Source organism: Nocardiopsis lambiniae (assembly GCF_031845465.1).
GTDB classification, from domain to species: Bacteria; Actinomycetota; Actinomycetes; order Streptosporangiales; family Streptosporangiaceae; genus Nocardiopsis; species Nocardiopsis lambiniae.
On sequence record NZ_JAVREP010000009.1, the window covers coordinates 61,686 to 81,649 of the forward strand.

The 19,964-nt window shown below is 69.0% G+C and carries 14 protein-coding genes and 1 pseudogene; 8 read left to right on the plus strand and 7 right to left on the minus strand.

The window, feature by feature from the left end; all coding sequences use genetic code 11:
- Position 1: 1 nt before the first annotated feature.
- The 7 genes and pseudogenes from gyrA to dnaA all read right to left on the minus strand — a co-directional run bounded on the left by gyrA (position 2) and on the right by dnaA (position 12,582).
- Complete coding sequence (gyrA, locus tag RM479_RS14940) at positions 2-2,596, minus strand: DNA gyrase subunit A (protein WP_311512344.1); 2,595 nt, start codon at positions 2,594-2,596, stop codon at positions 2-4.
- A 75-nt stretch (positions 2,597-2,671) separates the two neighbouring features.
- Positions 2,672-4,609 carry a DNA topoisomerase (ATP-hydrolyzing) subunit B gene (gene gyrB, locus RM479_RS14945; RefSeq protein ID WP_311512345.1) on the minus strand — a complete coding sequence of 646 codons (1,938 nt, stop codon included), beginning with the start codon at positions 4,607-4,609 and terminating at the stop codon, positions 2,672-2,674.
- A gap of 480 nt (positions 4,610-5,089) precedes the next feature.
- Positions 5,090-5,587: a DUF721 domain-containing protein gene (locus tag RM479_RS14950; protein WP_397222225.1), complete on the minus strand. Its 498-nt coding sequence runs from the start codon at positions 5,585-5,587 to the stop codon at positions 5,090-5,092.
- Positions 5,588-5,666: 79 nt separating this feature from the next.
- The gene (gene recF, locus RM479_RS14955) at positions 5,667-6,800 is read right to left on the minus strand and encodes a DNA replication/repair protein RecF (protein WP_311512346.1); all 1,134 of its coding nucleotides are present in this window, start codon (positions 6,798-6,800) and stop codon (positions 5,667-5,669) included.
- Positions 6,801-6,932: 132 nt separating this feature from the next.
- Positions 6,933-7,847, minus strand: a pseudogene (gene gnd, locus RM479_RS14960) (phosphogluconate dehydrogenase (NAD(+)-dependent, decarboxylating)); the annotation flags it as partial.
- A 102-nt stretch (positions 7,848-7,949) separates the two neighbouring features.
- The gene (gene dnaN, locus RM479_RS14965) at positions 7,950-9,089 is read right to left on the minus strand and encodes a DNA polymerase III subunit beta (RefSeq protein WP_311512347.1); all 1,140 of its coding nucleotides are present in this window, start codon (positions 9,087-9,089) and stop codon (positions 7,950-7,952) included.
- 1,513 nt (positions 9,090-10,602) lie between these two features.
- Complete coding sequence (dnaA, locus tag RM479_RS14970) at positions 10,603-12,582, minus strand: chromosomal replication initiator protein DnaA (RefSeq protein WP_397222296.1); 1,980 nt, start codon at positions 12,580-12,582, stop codon at positions 10,603-10,605.
- 803 nt (positions 12,583-13,385) lie between these two features.
- On the opposite strand from dnaA, the gene rpmH reads away from it, so the two are divergent.
- From rpmH to RM479_RS15010, 8 genes are all read left to right on the plus strand, one after another.
- Positions 13,386-13,529 (plus strand): 50S ribosomal protein L34, encoded by a 144-nt coding sequence (gene rpmH, locus RM479_RS14975; RefSeq protein ID WP_013155858.1) that lies wholly within the window; start codon positions 13,386-13,388, stop codon positions 13,527-13,529.
- Positions 13,530-13,612: 83 nt separating this feature from the next.
- Positions 13,613-14,119 (plus strand): ribonuclease P protein component, encoded by a 507-nt coding sequence (gene rnpA, locus RM479_RS14980; protein WP_311512349.1) that lies wholly within the window; start codon positions 13,613-13,615, stop codon positions 14,117-14,119.
- Positions 14,116-14,427 (plus strand): membrane protein insertion efficiency factor YidD, encoded by a 312-nt coding sequence (yidD, locus tag RM479_RS14985; RefSeq protein ID WP_274811119.1) that lies wholly within the window; start codon positions 14,116-14,118, stop codon positions 14,425-14,427. The genes rnpA and yidD overlap by 4 nt, the downstream gene beginning before the upstream one ends.
- 28 nt (positions 14,428-14,455) lie before the next feature.
- A complete protein-coding gene (gene yidC, locus RM479_RS14990; RefSeq protein ID WP_311512350.1) occupies positions 14,456-15,400 on the plus strand; it encodes a membrane protein insertase YidC in 945 nt (314 codons plus the stop codon).
- A 106-nt stretch (positions 15,401-15,506) separates the two neighbouring features.
- Positions 15,507-15,986, plus strand: coding sequence for a Jag family protein (locus RM479_RS14995; protein WP_274811121.1), 480 nt, complete (start codon positions 15,507-15,509; stop codon positions 15,984-15,986).
- Positions 15,987-17,185: 1,199 nt separating this feature from the next.
- Positions 17,186-17,911 (plus strand): 16S rRNA (guanine(527)-N(7))-methyltransferase RsmG, encoded by a 726-nt coding sequence (gene rsmG, locus RM479_RS15000; protein WP_311512351.1) that lies wholly within the window; start codon positions 17,186-17,188, stop codon positions 17,909-17,911.
- Positions 17,912-18,057: 146 nt separating this feature from the next.
- On the plus strand, positions 18,058-18,882 hold the full coding sequence (locus RM479_RS15005) for a ParA family protein (RefSeq protein ID WP_311512352.1): 825 nt from the start codon (positions 18,058-18,060) through the stop codon (positions 18,880-18,882).
- A gap of 70 nt (positions 18,883-18,952) precedes the next feature.
- The gene (locus RM479_RS15010; RefSeq protein WP_311512353.1) at positions 18,953-19,921 is read left to right on the plus strand and encodes a ParB/RepB/Spo0J family partition protein; all 969 of its coding nucleotides are present in this window, start codon (positions 18,953-18,955) and stop codon (positions 19,919-19,921) included.
- Positions 19,922-19,964: the final 43 nt, after the last annotated feature.

Genomic DNA, 19,964 nt, shown 5'->3' on the forward strand with positions numbered 1-19,964 from the left:
TCTAGGCCTCGGGTTCGCCTTCGGCCGCGACCGTGTCGATGACCGTGTCGTCGGCGGCGTCCTCAAGCCCCTCCTCGTCGTCACCGGCCTCGGCGTTACGGGCGATCGCGACGATCTTGTTGCCCTTGTTCAGGTTCATCAGCCGAACGCCCATGGTGGTGCGGCCGGACTGCTTGACCTCGGCCGCGCCGGTGCGGATGACCCCGCCGGCGGAGGTGATCGCGAAGACCTCGTCGATCCCCGGGTCGACCATGAGCGCGCCCACCAGCTTGCCGCGCATCTCGACGACCTTGGCGGTCAGTACGCCCTTGCCGCCGCGGTTCTGCACCGGGTACTGGTCGGACGGGGTGCGCTTGGCGTAGCCGTTCTCCGTGGCGACCAGGACGTCGGTGGACCCGTCGCCGGGCCGGATGACGTCCATGCTCAGCAGGTAGTCGCCTTCGAGGAAGCGCATACCGATCACACCGCTGGTGGCCCGGCCCATGGGACGCAGGGACTCGTCGGAGGCCGGGAACCGGATCGCCTGGGCGTCACTGGAGATGAGCAGCAGGTCGTCGTCGCCGAAGACCAGGCGGGCGGCGATCAGCTCGTCGCCCTCGCGGAGGTTGATCGCGATGATGCCGGCCGCGCGCGCCGAGTCGAAGTCCTCCAGGCGGGACTTCTTGACCAAACCCTCACGGGTGGCCAGGACCAGGTACGGCGCGGCCTCGTAGTCGCGCAGCGCCATGATCTGCGCGATCTCCTCGCCCGGCTGGAACGGCAGGAGGTTGGCCACGTGCTGGCCGCGCGCGTCGCGGGCGGCCTCGGGCAGCTCGTAGGCCTTCGTCCGGTACACCCGGCCCTGGTTGGTGAAGCACAGGATCCAGTGGTGGGTGGTGGTGACGAAGAAGTGCTGGACGATGTCGTCCTGCTTGAGCTGGGCCCCGCGCACGCCCTTGCCGCCGCGCTTCTGCGCCCGGTAGTTGTCGATGCGCGTGCGCTTGGCGTACCCACCGCGGGTGATCGTGACGACCACGTCCTCCTCCGCGATGAAGTCCTCCATGCGCATGTCACCCTCGAACGGGATGATGTGCGTGCGCCGCTCGTCGCCGTACTTGTCGACGATCTCGCCCAGCTCCTGGCGGATGATGGTGCGCTGGCGGACGTCCGACTCCAGGATGTCGTTGTAGTCGGCGATCTGCGCCATCAGCTCGTCGTACTCGGAGGTGAGCTGGTTGCGCTCCAGGGCCGCGAGCTTGCGCAGCTGCATGTCGAGGATGGCGCGGGCCTGGACGTCGTCGATGTCCAGCAGCCCCATGAGACCGGTGCGCGCCTCGTCGGCGGACGCGCTGGACCGGATGAGGGCGATGACCTCGTCGATGCGGTCCATGGCCTTGAGCAGCGCGCGCAGGATGTGGGCGCGCTCCTCGGCCTTGCGCAGCAGGTACCGGGTGCGCCGGACGATGACCTCGACCTGGTGCTTGACCCAGTGCCGGATCATCTGGTCCAGGCGCAGGGTGCGCGGCACCCCGTCGACCAGCGCCAGCATGTTGGCGCCGAAGGTCTCCTGGAGCTGGGTGTGCTTGTACAGGTTGTTGAGGACGACCTTGGCGACGGCGTCGCGCTTGAGCACGATGACCAGGCGCTGACCGGTTCGGCCGCTGCTCTCGTCACGCACGTCGGCGATGCCGTTGATCTTGCCGTCCTTGACCAGGTCGGCGATCTTCAGCGCGAGGTTGTCCGGGTTGACCTGGTAGGGCAGCTCGGTGACGACCAGGGTCTGGCGGCCCCGGTTGTCCTCCTCGACCTCGACCACGGCGCGCATGGTGATGGAGCCGCGCCCGGTCCGGTAGGCCTCCTCGATGCCGCGCTTGCCGACGATCAGGCCGCGGGTCGGGAAGTCGGGGCCCTTGACGCGTTCGATGAGCGCGTCGAGCAGTTCCTCGTCGGAGGTCTCGTGGTTCTCCAGGTACCAGTAGACGCCCTCGGCCACCTCGCGCAGGTTGTGCGGCGGGATGTTGGTGGCCATGCCCACCGCGATCCCCGAGGAACCGTTGACCAGCAGGTTCGGGAAGCGGGCGGGGAGCACGACGGGCTCGGAGGAGCGGCCGTCGTAGTTGGGACGGAAGTCGACGGTCTCCTTCTCGATGTCCCGGAGCATCTCCATGGCCAGCGGCGCGAGTTTGCACTCGGTGTAGCGCATGGCGGCGGCCGGGTCGTTGCCCGGGGAGCCGAAGTTGCCGTTGGGGTCGACCAGCGGCATCCGCATGGACCACCACTGGGCCAGCCGGACCAGGGTGTCGTAGATGGCACTGTCACCGTGGGGGTGGTAGTTGCCCATCACGTCGCCGACGACGCGGGCGCACTTGAAGAACCCGCGGTCGGGGCGGTAGCCGCCGTCGTACATCGCGTACAGCACGCGCTGGTGGACGGGCTTGAGACCGTCACGGACGTCGGGCAGGGCGCGACCCACGATGACCGACATCGCGTAGTCGAGGTAGCTGCGCTGCATCTCGACCTGGATGTCGACCGGTTCGATGCGGTCGGTGATGCGCTGGGGGACGTCCAGGGCGGAGTCCGCTCCCTCAGGGGCGTCCGGGTTGTTCGCATCCGTCACGGATGTCGATCCCTTCTACGAAGCTTCGGTTGAGCTCGGTTCGCTGCCCGGGGCCGCCGGCCCCGGGCCTGGTCCCTAGATGTCCAGGAAGCGGACGTCCTTGGCGTTGCGCTGGATGAAGGCGCGTCGGGACTCGACGTCCTCGCCCATGAGCACGCTGAACATGTCGTCCGCCTGAGCGGCGTCCTCCAGGCTGACCTGGAGGAGAACACGTCGGTCGGGATCCATGGTGGTGTCCCACAGCTCGCCGGCGTTCATCTCGCCCAGACCCTTGAACCGCTGGACCATGTCGCGCGGGCGCGGGTCCTTCTTGCCGGCGGCCATGCCGGCCTCGATGATGCGGTCGCGCTCGGCGTCGGAGAAGGCGTAACCGGCCTCGGAGCCGCGCTGGTCCCACTTGATCTTGTACAGCGGCGGCTGGGCCAGGTAGACGTGGCCGAGCTCCACCAGCGGCTTCATGAAGCGGAACAGCAGCGTGAGCAGCAGGGTGCGGATGTGCTGGCCGTCGACGTCGGCGTCGGCCATCAGGATGATCTTGTGGTACCGCAGCTTCTCGGCGTCGAACTCCTCGTGGATGCCGGTGCCCAGGGCGGTGATGATCGCCTGGACCTCGTTGTTCTTGAGGATGCGGTCGATGCGGGACTTCTCGACGTTCAGGATCTTGCCGCGGATGGGCAGGATGGCCTGGTTGTGCGGGTTGCGGCCGCCCTTGGCGGAGCCGCCGGCCGAGTCGCCCTCGACGATGTAGACCTCGCACTCCTCCGGGTTCGTCGACTGGCAGTCGGACAGCTTGCCGGGGAGGGAGGTGGACTCCAGGAGGGTCTTGCGCCGGGTGAGGTCACGGGCCTGGCGGGCGGCGATGCGGGCGCGGGCGGCCTGGCTGGCCTTGGACACGATGTCCTTGGCCTCGCCGGGGTTGCGCTCGAACCAGTCGCGCAGGTGCTCGTTGGTGACCTTCTGGACGAAGGACTTGGCCTCGGTGTTGCCGAGCTTCGTCTTGGTCTGACCCTCGAACTGGGGCTCGGCGAGCTTGACCGAGATGATGGCGGTGAGGCCCTCACGGATGTCGTCGCCGGTGAGGTTGTCCTCTTTCTCCCGCAGCAGTTTCTGGTCGCGGGCGTACCGGTTGACGAGCGTGGTCAGCGCCGACCGGAAGCCCTCCTCGTGCGTGCCGCCCTCCGCCGTGTTGATGGTGTTGGCGAAGGTGTGCACGGAGGAGGTGTACGACTGGTTCCACTGCATGGCGATCTCGGCCGAGATCCCCTCGCCGTCCTCCTCGAAGGAGATGATGGAGGCGTGCGCCGGTTCCTTCTTGGCGTTGATGTGCTTGACGAAGTCGGCCAGGCCTTCCTCGTAGTGGAAGGTGTCGACGGTGGGGCCGCCGTCGGTGTGCTCGGGCCGCTCGTCGCGGAGGGTGATGGACAGCCCCTTGTTGAGGAAGGCCATCTCCTGCATGCGCCGGGCCAGCGTCTCGTAGGAGAACGTGGTGGTCTCGAAGATCGAGCCGTCGGCCCAGAAGGTGATCTGGGTGCCGGTCTCGTCGGTGGCCTCACCCTGGATGAGCGCCTCGGTGGGCGCGGTCATCTCGTAGTGCTGGCGCCAGACGTGGCCGTCCCGCCGGATCTCGACGTCCAGGGCGGTGGACAGCGCGTTGACGACGGAGACGCCGACGCCGTGCAGACCGCCGGAGACGGCGTAGGACTTGCCGTCGAACTTGCCGCCCGCGTGCAGCGTGGTGAGGACGACCTCGACGGCGGGCCGTTTCTCCACCGGGTGCATGTCGATGGGGATGCCGCGGCCGTTGTCGGCCACCCGCACGCCGCCGTCGGCCAGCAGGGTCACCTCGATGGCGTCGGCGTGCCCCGCCAGCGCCTCGTCGACGGAGTTGTCGACCACCTCGTAGACAAGGTGGTGCAGGCCCCGCTCCCCGGTGGAACCGATGTACATTCCGGGGCGCTTGCGGACCGCCTCAAGCCCCTCCAGAACCGTGATTGATCGAGCGTCGTAGGCCAAGTGGGTACACCCTCCTGCTGGGGACGACTGCCGGCTTCGGCCGAGCGGACGGCGGCCGGCCGAGGGCAGGGGGACCCCAAGGGGCGGCATGCCGCGACACCTGGGAGATCACCGTTCGCCGCTCGGTCCGTCCGCCCACCCTCTCTTGGGGGCGTGATACCGGCTACAGACGTCTGAAGAACCGCCTCCATGATACCCCGCGCGGTACGACAAAGTGGCATTGGCGACCCCTGTGCCGCATCACAACGAACGTTCGGGGAGGGAGACGGGTCCCTACACGCGGGAGGGGCTTCTCGGGGTTCCGGGAGCACTTCAGATGCCTTGGGGAGAGGTTCGGTTCCGGTCCGCTCCCGTCCACCCGGCCACACCGGTGAACACCACGGAGCACCTACCCCACACGCCCCACCACAACCGCGTCCACCTGGGGATATCCACAGCCTGTGGACGATGGGGGCCGCGCCGGGCATCGGCCGGAAGGGCTCAGCGCCGGCGGGAACCGGGCCCCTTGACCTTGATGGAGACGACGGTGCCCTCGCCCAGCTCCTCGTTGATCCGTCGCATCAGGTCCCGCACCATGGAGCGCGCGTGGGCCGCCATGGTCGGCGAATCCGCCACCAGGACCAGCTCGCCCTCCGCGTAACTCTCCGGGCGCAACCGGCGGGCGTTGAACTCCCCGACGATCTCCGACCAGCGGCCGAACACGCCGCCGATCCGCACCTGTTCCTGCCAGCCGTGCTCGACCAGCCAGGTGCGCACGGCGTCGCCGAACATCTGCGGCTCGTTGCGTGACCGCAATCGGCCACGCTTGCGCGGGCCGGAGCCCCGGGGCACCGCGCCGCGGTCCCGGGCCTCGGCGCGGGCCCGCGCCAGCGCCTGCCGGGCGAGGTCCGCGCCGGAGGCCGCCGGGGGCGCGGAAGGCGTGGAGGGCTTGGAGAGCGGGGAAGGGGCCGACGGGGCTTCGACGCCGAGGTCGTCCACAGGCTGTGGACGACGGATCGCGGAACCGGGATCGGACAGGCCGGATCCCCGCCGGGGATCCACAGGCTGTGGACGACCTTCACTCACCGGCGACCGTCCCCTCGCGCACCCCGAACCGGGCGCCGTCCAGTTCCTTGGGGATGTCGTCGGCGACCGCCGCCGTCACCAGGACCTGTTCCGCGCCGCGGACCCGCTCGGCCAGCCGGCGCCGACGTTCGGTGTCCAGCTCCGCGAACACGTCGTCGAGGATGAGCACCGGGTCGTCGCCGTCCGCCCGCAGCAGGTCGAACGCCGCCAGCTTGAGCGAGAGCGCGTACGACCACGACTCACCCTGGCTGGCGTACCCCTTGGCGGGCAGCCCGCCGAGTTCCAGGAACAGGTCGTCGCGGTGCGGGCCCACCAGGCTCACGCCGCGTTGGAGTTCGCGGTCGCGCTGCTCGACCATGGCCGACCGCAGGGCCTCCGCGAGTCGGGCGCGGTCGTGCGGGGGTTCCTCCCCCTCGGTGGCGAGCGGGCTCCGGTAGGAGGGCACCGCCGGACCGCCGGAATCGGTGAGCCCCGCGTAGGACGCGTCGACCAGCGGCCGCAGTTCCTCGACCAGACCCAGTCGGGCGGAGAGCAGCTCAGCGCCGATCTCGGCCAGGTGGGCGTCCCACACCTCCAACGTGCTCAGGTCGGGCGCCGAACGCTGTCGGAACATCCGTCCCGACGCCGACTTCAGCAGGGCGTTGCGCTGTTTGAGGACCCGGTCGTAGTCGGAGCGCACCCCGGCCATCCGGGGGGACCGGGAGACCAGGAGATCGTCGAGGAACCGACGCCGCTCCCCCGGGTCGCCCTTGACCAGGGACAGGTCCTCCGGGGCGAAGAGCACCGTGCGCAGGATCCCCAGGACGTCGCGCGGTCGCCCGGCCACCGCCCGGTTGATCCGGGCCCGGTTCGCTCGGCCCGGGTTGAGTTCCAGGTCGACCAGCATGTCCCGGTCGTCGCGCACCACCCGGGCCCGGACGATGGCGCGGGCCGCCCCCTGGCGTACCAGTGGGGTGTCGGAGGAGACGCGGTGGCTGCCGAGCGTGGCCACGTATCCGATGGCCTCGACCAGGTTGGTCTTGCCTTGGCCGTTGGCGCCGACGAACACGCTCACACCGGGCTCCAGCTCCACGAGGGCCTCGGTGTAGGAACGGAAGTCGGCCAGTTGCAGATGGGAGACGTACATCCGGCCTTCCTCCTGGTCAGGGGAGCGGACGAGACGGTGGGAGGGGTGGGGCGGAGGGCGGGTCCCCGGCGGGGCGCTGACCGGATCGCGTCCCGACCCCAGACGGGGCCGGGACAGATCGGCGACGGTGGATCAGGCCTGGTCGGCGGTGGTGGCGCCGTCGGCCTTGGTGACCGCGTGGCCGCCGAACTGGTTGCGCAGCGCCGCGACGACCTTCATCGACGGGCTGTCGTCCTGGCGGGAGGCGAACCGGGCGAAGAGCGCCGCGGTGATGGCCGGTGCGGGCACCGCCAGGTCGACGGCGGCCTGCACCGTCCAGCGGCCCTCGCCGGAGTCCTGGGCGTAACCGCGCAGCCCCTCCAGCCCCGGGTCCTCCTCCAGCGCCCGGGAGAGCAGGTCGAGCAGCCAGGAGCGCACCACCGTGCCCTCGCGCCAGCTCTCGAACGTGCCGGGGACGTCGTCGACGATGCCGGAGGCCGCCATGAGCTCGAAGCCCTCGCCGAAGGCCTGCATCATGCCGTACTCGATGCCGTTGTGGACCATCTTGACGAAGTGGCCCGCGCCGATGGGGCCGGCGTGCACGAAGCCGCCGCCCTCGTCGGGGGTGAGGGAGTCGAAGACCGGCCGGGCCCGCTCGATGTCGGCGGCCTCGCCGCCCACCATGATCCCGTAGCCGTTCTGGCGCCCCCAGACGCCGCCGCTGACGCCGGCGTCGATGTAGCCGATGCCCTTGGCTGCCAGGAGGTCGGCGCGGGGACGGTCGGCGACGTAGTGGGTGTTGCCGCCCTCGATGACGAGGTCGCCCTCCTGGAGGAGGTCGGCCAGCTCGGTGATGGTGGACTCGGTGGGATCCCCGGCGGGGACCATCACCCAGATCACCCGGGGAGCGGCCAGACGGTCCACCAGGGACGCGAGGTCGTCGACGTCGCGCTCGGGGGAGACGACGTCGTAGCCGACGACCTCGTGCCCCTTCTCCCGGAGCCGGGCGGCCATGTTGCCGCCCATCTTCCCGAGGCCGACCATTCCGAGCTGCATGCTCTCGCTCCCCCTTGTGCGCCGCCTGTGGACGGATTCTTCGGACCGTGGATCGTGGACCCCGAGCGGTCCGGCCCGTTCGAACGTGTCGGGGACCGGACCGGGCGACCCGGATCAGTTCGGCTGTCGTACCGGCATGATCAGGTAGCGGTATTCGGGGTCCGTGCCTTCGGCGGCCGGCTTCCCGGTCAGGATCGACGGCCGCGTGGAGGTGGTGAAGTTCAGTCGGGCCACGTCGGTGCCGATGGCGCCGAGACCGTCGAGCAGGTAGCCGGAGTTGAACGCGATCTGGATGTCGTCGCCCTCCAGCTCGGCCTCCAGGACCTCGACCGCCTGGGCCTCCTCGCCGGTGCCGGCCTCCAGGACCAGACGCCCCGGGGTGAAGGAGAGCCGCAGCGGGGTGTTGCGTTCGGCGACCAGGGAGACGCGCTTCACGGCCTCCACGAACTCGGAGCGGGAGACCTCCGCGACGGAGTTGAAGGTGTCCGGCAGCAGGGCGCGGTACTTGGGGAACTCGCCGTCGAGCAGGCGGCTGGTGGTGCGGCGGCCTCCGCCCTCGAACCCGATCATGCCCTCGCCGGTGTCGCTGCCGGAGAGCGCGATGGAGACCTCGGCGCCGGAGGTGAGCGACTTGGCGGTGTCGTGGAGCGTCTTGGCGGGGACCAGGGCGACCGCGGACAGACCGGGGTCGGCGGGCTTCCAGGTGAACTCGCGCACCGCGAGGCGATAGCGGTCGGTGGAGGCGAGGGTGATGGTCTCGCCCTCGATCTCGACGCGCACACCGGTGAGCATCGGCAGGGTGTCGTCGCGGCCGGCGGCCACGGCCACCTGGCTCACGGCGGCGGCGAAGGCGTCGCTGCCGACGGTCCCGCTCACACCGGGCATCTCCGGGAGCGTGGGGTAGTCCTCCACCGGCATGGTGGTGAGCGTGAACTTGGCGCTGCCCCCGGTGACCACGACCTTGGCACCGTCCGTGGCGACCTCCACTGGCTGTGCCGGGAGGTTGCGGGTGATCTCGGACAGGAGCTTGCCGGTGACCAGGACCGTGCCCGGCTCCTCGACGTCCACGTCCACGACGGCCTGCGTGGAGACCTCGTAGTCGAAGCCGGACAGGCGCAGCTGCTGACGGCCCTCGAACTCGCCCGCCTCCAGCAGGATCCCGACGAGGACGGGGACCGAGGGGCGCGTGGGGAGTGTGCGCGCGGTCCAGGCGACCGCTTCGGCCAGTACGTCGCGTTCGACCCGGAACTTCACTTGCCGACTCACTTTCCGCCCGGCCGGGGTGCCCGGCCGAAGTCTCAACGTTGCTGCTCTTGGGTGTCTCTGGGAGGTCGCGGGTCGGCCGCCGTCAACAGGCTGTGGACGACGTGGGCGGCGGATGCCGTCACCGGGGTGGACACCTGCGAGGTGAGCCGGGTGCGTCGTCGGAGTCGGTCTCGGATCGGCCGGGCCGGGAGCCCGTAGGGGTCACCGCTCGGATGCGGGCGGCGGAGGACAGGGGCGAGATCACACGTTACCCGGATTCACCCGCTGCCGCTGCCGGCCCCGGGGCCACGGCGGTCACGGCGAGTTGTCCACAGATTTTCCGCGTTGCCGTTTCGAAGCCACACTTGGGTTAATGAAGGTGCGCAGTAGTAGTAGGGCCTGTGGATACTGTGGATAACCGTTGTTTTACCAGGTCAACACCGGAATTTTTATCCACAGGGCCTGTGGACGACCCTGTGTACAACTCGGCCGGCCTGTGGATGAATCGACTCGTCCCCAGGTTGTCCACAGCTCGTCCACAGGGTTGTCCACAGGTTCTCCCCAGGTTGTCCACAACCGGCTGTGGTCTGATGATCCGATGACCCCCACCCCTGTCCACAGGAACACCCCGGGTTACCCACAGCGATGGCGTGGTTATCCACAGGTTATCCACAGGGTTGTCCACAGATTTGGACCCCCTTCTGTGGATAACTTCGCCGGAGTCGGCGAAAATTTTTTTTCCGGCCCTTCCACATTTCCGGCCAACCTGCACAAAGAGGCTGTGGACAGAGTTGTCCACAGGAACGGTGCCAACGCGCGTTGACATGAGCGGGTGTCCTGCCGGGTGTGGGAAGGACAACAGGGCCGCGCGGACCCCGGAAACCGGGGCGAAGCCACTGGTCCGGGCATGTTCGGTGACGATGGCCGACACTCCTCGCCGAGTTCTCGAAGTGGGGCGGGCCTGGGCATAAACCTGTGGATAACCACCTGTGGAGAGACCCAGCCTGTGGATAACTCCCTGTGGACAACGTGTGCGGACCGCTTCGCGGGGTTGTGCACAGGAAGGAACGGGTCGGTGAGGGGATGGGGGGATCCCCGCCGTCGAGGAGCGCACGAGACGGGGGACGGAGACGCGCCGGGTCCCGGGGGGAGATGGGATCGGTCCGTCGAGGAGGTGGGAGGACGGGTGCCGACGACCCCCGGGTCCCCGCGTGTCCGCCCACAGCCCCGTGGGGTGTCCCCACGAAGGGCCGGGGGAGAAGGAGGGACGTCCCCGCTGATCTCCCGTGCGCCCTTCGTTTTTTCGCGGGCCGTCCCGGCCTGCGACGAGGGGTCGGGGTGGGCGGGAGAAGGGGAGAGCGGGGGTTGGGAGAAGGACGCCGGTGGGGAGGTGGGGGGGCCACCCCGTGGGGTCGCCCCACCTCCCCACCGGCGTACCGCGTCGTGTCGATACGTCTCCGAAGAGACGAGGCGACACGACCGTTCATCGACATGTCGTCCGCGACGGGGGGCGCATGAGTGGTCAGGACAGGGGCGGCTGGTCCTTGATACGACTGGTGAGCTCGTGCACCTGGTTGTAGATGGACCGGCGCTCCGCCATCAGCGCCCGCACCTTCCGGTCGGCGTGCATGACCGTCGTGTGGTCCCTGCCGAACTGCTGCCCGATCTTGGGCAGGGAGAGGTCGGTCAGCTCCCGGCAGAGGTACATGGCGATCTGCCGGGCGGTCACCAGCACCCGCGAGCGTGAGGTCCCGCACAGGTCCTCCACGGTCAACCCGAAATAGGCCGCGGTCTGGGACATGATCGCCCCGGCGGTCACCTCGGGCACGTCGGCGCCGGGGACCAGGTCGCGCAGCACCTGACTGGTGAGGTCCAGGTCGACCGACTGCCGGTTGAGGCTGGCGAACGCGGTCACCCGGATCAGCGCGCCCTCCAGCTCCCGGATGTTGGTGGAGATCTTGCTGGCGATGAACTCCAGCACCTCCGGTGGCGCGGCCAGACCCTCCTGCACCGCCTTCTTCCGCAGGATCGCGATGCGCGTCTCCAGTTCGGGCGGCTGAACGTCGGTGAGCAGACCCCACTCGAACCGGCTGCGCATCCGGTCCTCCAGCGTCGTCAGCTGCTTGGGCGGCCGGTCGCTGGAGATGACGATCTGCTTGTCGGAGTTGTGGAGCGTGTTGAAGGTGTGGAAGAACTCCTCCTGCGTCTGCTCCTTGTTCTCCAGGAACTGGATGTCGTCCACCAGGAGCACGTCGATGTCGCGGTACCGGCGACGGAAGCCGTCGGCCTTACCGTCGCGGATCGAGTTGATGAACTCGTTGGTGAACTCCTCGGAGCTGACGTACCGCACTCGGGAGCCCTCGTAGAGCCGGTGCGTGTAGTGCCCGATGGCGTGCAACAGGTGGGTCTTGCCCAGCCCGGAGCCGCCGTGGATGAACAGTGGGTTGTAGGCCTTGGCCGGGGCCTCGGCAGCCGCCACCGACGCCGCGTGGGCGAACCGGTTGCTGGAGCCTATGACGAAGGTGTCGAAGGTGTACTTGGGGTTGAGCCGCGCGTGTTCGCCCGGTGGGATCTCCGGGGAACGCCCGGGTGGGGAGGACGGCGCCGACACCGAGCGGGCCCGTCGCCGGGCCGCCGGCGCGGGACGCGGTTCCTCCGGGACGTCCGTCGCGTCGTCGTGATCGGACGGGGGGACGTCGTCCTCACCGGATTCCTCGGGTGCCGGCGGGGGCGGGGAGGGGAGGGTCTCCTGAGAGGCCGTGAGACCCGCCTCCGGAGTCTCCCAACGGTTGGGGCGCTCCCATTCGGCCTCGCCTCCGGTCCACGTCGCAGGGCCCCAGGAGGACGCCTCCGTGGGGGGCGCGGTCGGCTCGGACGGTGCCGCGGACTGTTCCCAGGCGGGGGGAGAGGACCGCCGGGGCCGCTGCGGGGCGGACGCCCGGGACGCCGGGGAGGCCCGGGCGACGGACGTCGACCAGGGCGCGGGCTCGCCGTACTGGATCTCCTCCTGGGTGAAGGAGTCGTCGGCGGGGTGACCGTAGGCGTCCGGGCCGGAGCCGAGCAGGTCGGCCTCGTGCGGCAGGGCGGCGTGTCGGCCCCCCGGGTAGGGGCGTTCCTGCGGGGGCTCCGGGCGTGCGTGCTGACCACGGGCCTCGGGCGACGCGACCGTTCCCTCGGGGCCGTCCAGGAGACCCTGGTCGAACCGGGCGGCACGGGGGTCCTCGGTCTCGCGCGGGGCGTAGGAGGTGTGCGCCGCGGGCGGGGGCGGCGGCGTGGGCACCGCGGTGGGGTCCACCGTCACCGCGACCCGGATCTCCCGTCCCAGGTGGGCGGAGAGCGCCTTGCTGATCATCGGGTAGAGCCGACTCTCCAGCACCTTCTTGGTGAACTCGTTGGGCGCCGCGATCAGCGCCGTGTCCTCGATCAGGCCCAAGGGGCGGGTCTGGGGCAGCCAGGCGCGCTGATGCGCCGGCAGGGAGTCGTTGTCGATCCCGTCCAGCACGCTGGACCAGACCGCTGCGAGGTTGACCTGTGCGTCAGCCAAAGCGACCTGCCATGTTGCTGTCCCTTCGATGCGGAGCTGTTCGTGCGGACTGGAGAGGGGACGGGGGCGTGTGCGACGGGTGGAGGGTACGGCTCGGATCCCCGGGGTCCTGAGCCCGTGCCGGATCGGGGTCGGCGGCGGGCGGACTCTCCATTGTCCTCCCCCGGCGACGGTGCCGGGGCAGGGTGGGCGGTATGCCCGATGTGAAGGTTCGCACGGGCCTGTGGAAAACCCGCTGGCCCGCCGATCCGGCAAGGCTTTGACTACCTATGGGTATCCACAGCTTCGGTCGGTTGTCCACAGGTTGTCCACAGGGTTATCCACAGGATGGCAGATCTGTGGACTCCGCGCAGAGTTATCCACAACAGGCAGGTCAGAATGTGTCCGTGAGGGTTTCGTCGGCATCGCCGGCGCTACGGGGAAGAGCGAGAGGAGAGTTATCCACAGGCTGAGGTTATCCACAGGGAAGGGGGGTTGTGGAAGTCTCACACGCCTGTGGATGACGATCTGTCCACAGGTCGCCCTGTCGACTCGTCCCCACGGATCGGGGGCCGAGGACCGCCCCGAGGGGGCCCGGCACCGGGCTCGGAGGGTCTGATTTGACCCCGCCCGAACCAGGTCGTATCTTCTTTATGCTTATGCCGACGATTCTGCCCGCGCCTGTCCGTCGACCGGTGCGCACGCGGCCATGGCACTCTGAGGGCCCGCATATCCTGGGGGTCCTGTCGTAGTACTTTCCTGACACGCCCCTGGAGCCAGTAGTGAGCAAGCGTACGTACCAGCCGAACAACCGGCGTCGCGCGAAGGTCCACGGCTTCCGGCTGCGCATGCGTACGCGCGCCGGTCGCGCCATCATCGCCTCGCGTCGCCGTAAGGGACGCGCCGCGCTGACCGTGAGCCACTAGGCCACGCAGCCCCACGTTCTTCGGGACCGGTCCGGCCTTCCGCCGGCCGGTCCCTTTGTCATGGGAAGCCCGGGGGAGGCCCGATGCTGTCGCCGAAGAACCGGATGCGCCATAGCGCCGAGTTCGGTTCCGCCATGCGCTCGGGCCGACGCGCGTCCCGCGACGACCTGGGTGTCGTGTATCTCCCACCGCCCACCGTCCGGGGAACCACCGGGGAACCGGAAGCGTTCCCGGAAAAGACCCCCGATCCTCCCCGCGTCGGTTTCGTGGTGAGCAAGGCGGTCGGTGGAGCGGTGGTGCGCAAGCGCGTCCAGCGCCGGCTGCGTCACCTGATGCGACCACGACTGTCCGAATTGCCGGACGGTAGCCTGCTGGTAGTGCGTGCCAGACCTTCCGCCGCGACCGCGCGGCACGAAGACCTGGCCGCGCAGCTGGACGGTGCGATCTCCTCGGCGATGCGACCCAAGGGGGCCTCGCGCCGTCGCCGCGGCCGCGGTTCCCCGAGACCGCAGACGCCGGAACCGGCGAAGAGCGAGACGACAGGTGGCCGCCCCGCACACGAGGGCGGAGAACGGTGGACGGACCGATGACCGAACACGCACCGACGCTGTTCGCGCGTGCGCTGATCCTCCCCATCCGGGGCTATCAGCGGTTCATCAGCCCGCTGCTCCCACCCGTCTGTCGCTTCTATCCTTCGTGCAGCGCGTACGCCGTCGAGGCCTTGCGCGTGCACGGGGCCTTGTACGGGCTGTGGCTGGGCATCCGGCGCATCGCCCGCTGCCATCCCTTCACCAAGGGTGGCTTCGACCCGGTCCCGCCACGGCGGGACCGGGCTCGGGAGTCCGAGGAATCTGCGGGCGGAGCCGGGACCACCGGCCATGCTCCCGGGGACCAGTAGCTGAATCGAAGCACATAGGAGTTGGCCGGTGCTGGACTGGCTTTACAACATCGTCGGCTGGACATTGGTCCAGATCCACGCGGGTCTGGGCTTCGTCGGGCTGAACCCCGACAGCGGGTGGGCGTGGGGCCTGTCCATCGTGCTGCTCACCATGCTGATGCGTCTGCTCATGGTGCCGCTGTTCGTCAAACAGATGAACACGCAGCGCAAGATGCAGGAGATTCAGCCCAAGCTGCGCAAGCTCCAGGAGCGCTACAAGCACGACAAGGAACGGCTCCAGCAGGAGTCGATGAAGCTGTACCAGGAGAGCGGCACCAACCCGCTCATGGGCTGTCTGCCGCTGCTGTTGCAGATGCCGGTCTTCTTCGCCCTGTTCAACGTGCTCCGCAGCGTCGCCGAGGGCAACGTCCGTTACTACTTCACCGAAGAGCTGGTGGAGAGCGCCCGCCAGGCCCTCGTCTTCGAGGCGCCCATCGCGGCCCACTTCAACAGCTCCCCCGAGGAGCTCCTGGCCCTCGGTTCCGCCAACCCGATCATGGCCAAGGTCTTCATCGCGTTGGCCTGCGTCATCATGGGCACCACGACGTTCCTCACCATGCGCCAGAGCATGAAGCGCAGCGTCGTGCAGATGCCCGACAACCCGATGATGCAGACCCAGAAGATCATGATGTACATGGCGCCCCTCTTCGGGCTCTTCGGTCTCATGATGCCCGTGGGTGTGCTCATCTACTGGGTCACCTCCAACGTGTGGACGATGGTGCAGCAGCACTTCCTCTACCGGAACCAGCCGATGCCCGGAGAGCCGGTCGAGGCCAAGGGCGCGCAGACCTCCAACGGTTCCGCCAAGGGCATGCTCGGCCGCAAGAAGAAGCAGCCCGAATCCGCTCCGCCGCCGGCGGAACAGCCTAAGATCGAACGCAAGCAGCCGAAGAAGCAGCCTCGCTCCAAGCGCACCGGGGGCGGATCCCAGTAGCGAGGCTGCGGTACGCAGGCGAGGACGCCCCTGATGCGTACCGATCGCGGGAACAGGAGACGGGAACGCCGTGACATCGAGCGAGGAAGGAAGCGGTGCAGTGGCCGTGGCTGAGGCGCCTATCGACATCGAGGCCCTGGAGAACGAGGGCGACATCGCCGCGGACTACATCGAGGGGCTTCTCGACATCGCGGACTTCGATGGCGACATCGACATGGACGTCGAAGGAGACCGTGCGATGGTCTCGGTCGTCGGGGCCACCCTCGATGAGCTGATCGGCGAGGAGGGGGAGGTCCTGGAGGCACTCCAGGAGCTGACCCGACTGGCCGTGCACCGGGCGACAGGTGAACGCAGCCGACTGATGCTGGACATCGGTGGCTACCGGGAGGGGCGCCGCAAGGAGCTCTTCCGGGTCGGCGCCGAGGCGGCGGAGAAGGTCAAGGAGAGCGGGGAGGCTTACGACCTGGAGCCGATGACCCCGTTCGAGCGCAAGGTCGTCCACGACGCGGTCGCCGCGGCGGGCCTGCGCAGCGAGTCGGAGGGCGAGGAGCCCAACCGCTACGTGGTGGTCCACCCGGCCTCCTGACAGGGGGAGACCCGAGGGGCGATGTTTCACGTGAAACATCGCCCCTTTCGCATGCCATGATCTCGCCGAGCCGACGAACGGACCCGCCTGAGCGGGTTCGTGGGCTCGCGTGTTTCCGGAGGCCGTAGGACGTGCGCTCCGGGATCGGTGGGTTGTTGTTCCCCGGGGGCGGGGCCTTGGTGGTGGGGCCGGGGTCGGGGGGCGCTGTTTCCCTGAGGGCTGGGCCCATGGGCTGGGCGCGGTGGTCGCTGTTCCCTCTCGACCCGGGCCGGGGGTGGGCTTGTGACGGGGCTCGACGGTGGACGTGGGCCCGTTCCCGGCCGTTACCGGAGTGCTGAAGCGGTCGGGTGGTGAGGCGCCGGCCAGGGTGTCGACATGTCCTTATGGCGACCCGATGTTTCACGTGAAACATCATCGAGGTCACGGCCGACCCTGAAACCGCCGGCCCTCGACGCCCTCCGCATCCTGAGGCGCCGGTCGAGGAGAACACCCCTTTGCCTGTGGGTCGGGGTCGAGGTCGTCTTTCTCGTGAGCCCTTGGCGCCGGCGCCGCAGATCGCTTTTCCCCTCACCCCCTGGGGTGGAGGCAGGGGGCATCTTCCCCTTAGCCCCAGGGGGGTCAAGGCTCTGGTCGCCTCTCCCGCTGGGGCGCAGGAAGACGGTCCCTCCTTCGGTCGCGGCCGGGAACGGGCTCACATCCGCCATCAGGCCCCCGCCACGAGCCCACCCCCGGCCCGGGTCGAGAGGAAGCAGCGACCACCGTCCCCAACCCACGGGCCCAGCCCTCAGGGAAACAGCACCCTCCTGCCTGAGCGGTGATCCTCGGTCGTGGGTGGAAGACCAGCCCCTTGTCGTGGTCGAAAAGGGGCCCCCGCGTCGGGGCGGGGAGGCGACACTCCCGGGGTGTGCCGTTCCCCTGGCGGGGTCTGCGATGTTCATGGGCGGCACCGCCCTGGGCCCGATGGTCGGTGTGTGTCGCTCCCCTGGCGGGGTCTGCGATGGGGAACGTTCGGGGAATTGATGTTTCACGTGAAACATCGGCCCGCTCACCCGCGTAGGATCGGTGGGGATCCTCCCCCTGTGCGTGCGGTGTTCTCTCCGACGCGGGGATCACCTTCATCGGCCTTCGGGTGCATGCCGCCTCCGCCGACGACCCGACCTTGGAAGTGAAAATGGAAGAGTTCCGACAGGTGGTGACCGATGACCGTGGGCGCTGAGGAGTCCGGTGCCGTGCCGCCCGAGCCTCCCGTCGAGGCGGTGGAGATCTTCGGCGATGCCCTGCCGAAGGCGCGGCGCTATGCCGAACTGCTCGCCGACGACGGCGTGCGGCGCGGACTGATCGGACCACGCGAGGTGCCCCGCCTCTGGGAGCGGCATCTCATCAACTGCGCGGTGGTCGAGGAACTCCTCCCTGAGGGGGCGGAGGTCGTCGACATCGGTTCCGGTGCGGGCCTGCCCGGTCTGGTGCTCGGTCTGCTCCGCCCCGACGTGCGGATGATCCTCCTGGAGCCGCTGTTGCGTCGGACGGTCTTCCTGAACGAGGCGGTCGAGATCCTGGACCTGCCCAACGTCGAGGTACGGCGGGGGAGGGCCGAGGAGGCGCACGGCGAACTCCTCACCGACTTCGTGACCGCGCGGGCGGTCGCGCCGCTGCCGCGGTTGGCCGGGTGGGCGCTCCCGCTGTTGCGCAAGGGCGGCAGTCTGCTGGCGCTCAAGGGCGAGCAGGCGGAGGCCGAACTCGTCGCCGCGGAGCAAGCCGTTTCAAAACTGCGGCCCAACGTTAGCGATGTGATCAGGGTCGGCCGGGGTAAAGTCGAACCCGCTACCACGGTCGTTCGCGTCACGGTGACATCCGACGGTGGTCCGTCCCCGTCAGGGTCGCAGAAGTCGCGGGACGGCAAGAAGAAGCGCGGACGGAAGAGGTGAACTCATTCGTGCCCCACAATCCAACCGACAGTTCTGATGTTTCACGTGAAACATCCGCCTACGGGGACCTACTCGATGTTTCACGTGAAACATCGTCCTACGGCGAGAACCCCGATACTCCGCTCGCCCGTGCGGCACAGGCCGCCATGGCCTCCCGCGGGCACACCGAGATGTGGCCTCGACCCGAAGCCTGCCGCGTGATCGGCGTCGCCAACCAGAAGGGCGGCGTCGGCAAGACCACGACGACGGTCAACATCGCCGCCGCTCTGGCGATGCACGGCCAGCGCGTCCTGGTCGTCGACCTCGACCCGCAGGGCAACGCCTCCACCGCCCTGAGCATGGAGCGCAACAACCAGACCCGTTCGATCTACCACTGCCTGGTGGAGGACGAGGAGATCCGCAAGCTGGCCCAGCCGGTCCCGGACATCCCCGGACTCTGGTGCGCCCCGGCGACCATCGACCTGGCCGGCGCGGAGATCGAACTCGTCTCCCTGGTGGCCAGGGAGGCCCGCCTCAAGCGGGCGTTCGCCGCTTACGACACAACGGATCTGGACTACATCCTCATCGACTGCCCGCCCTCGCTCGGCCTGCTCACGGTCAACGCGATGGTGGCCTGCGACGAGGTCATGATCCCGATCCAGTGCGAGTACTACGCGCTCGAAGGCCTGGGGCAGCTGCTCAGCAACGTCAAGCTGGTCCAGTCCCACCTGAACCCCGGGCTGGCGGTCAGCACCATCCTGTTGACGATGTACGACGGTCGGACCCGGCTCTCCCAGCAGGTGGCCGACGAGGTGCGCTCGCACTTCGGCGACACCGTCCTGGAAACGGTCATCCCCCGAAGCGTGCGCGTTTCCGAGGCGCCCAGCTATGGCCAGTCGGTGATGACCTACGACGCGTCCTCCACCGGTGCCGTCGCCTATCTGGACGCGGCTCGGGAGATCGCCTACCGGGCGAAGGACGTGCGGCGCTGATCCGTGCGTATGTGGACCCGGCCGGCCCGGCCGGGTGTGAACCGTGTGAGAAGTGTGGAGGGAAGTACCGGTGAGCCAGCGACCTCGCGGATTGGGCAAGGGATTGGGGGCGCTCATCCCGTCGGGGCCGCCTGCGGCTCCCATGGGGTCCGAGGCCGTTCCGGAGACGGTCAACGGGACGGCGGCCGTGTCCGGCGGCCCGGTGCCCATGCCGGACGGCACCTACCTTGAGGAGATCCCGCTCGCCGACATCCGCCCCAACCCCCGGCAGCCGCGGGTCCACTTCGATGACGACGCCCTGGAGGAGCTGCGCAACTCCATCGTCGAGGTCGGTGTCCTCCAGCCGGTGGTGGTGCGCGAGCTGTCGTCGGGGGAGGGACACCGCTTCGAGCTGATCATGGGGGAGCGGCGGTTCCGGGCCAGTCACATGGCGGAGAGGGAGACGGTCCCCGCCATCGTCCGCAAGACGAGGGACGACGAACTCCTACGGGAGGCGCTGCTGGAGAACCTGCACCGGCAGCAGCTCAACCCGCTGGAGGAGGCCGCCGCCTACCAGCAGATGCTGGACGACTTCGGTACCACCCAGGGCGAGCTCGCCCAGCGGGTGGGCAAGTCGCGGACGCACGTCACGAACACCCTGCGGTTGCTCCAGCTCCCCGCGAGCCTGCACAACAAGGTGGCCTCCGGTGTGATCAGCGCCGGGCACGCCCGTGCCCTGCTGAGCCTCAAGGAGCCCGAGGCGATGGAGCGGATGGCCGAGCGGGTCATCCAGGAGGGCCTGTCGGTCCGCTCCCTGGAGGAGATCGTCGCGCTGCGGGAGAAGGGGCACGACGTCGAGAAGGCGGAGCGGATCCGCAAGGCCTCGCTCAGGGCGATCACCCCCCCGCACGTCGAGGAGTGGGCGACCGCCCTGGCCGACCGGCTCGACACCACGGTCAAGGTCGACCTGGGCAAGCGCAAGGGCAAGATCGTGGTGGAGTTCGCCTCGGTCGAGGACCTGGAGCGCATCATCGAGCAGATGGGCGCCCGCAAGGCCTGAACGCGTGTCGATTCATCGACTCCGCCCTGATGTTCCACGTGGA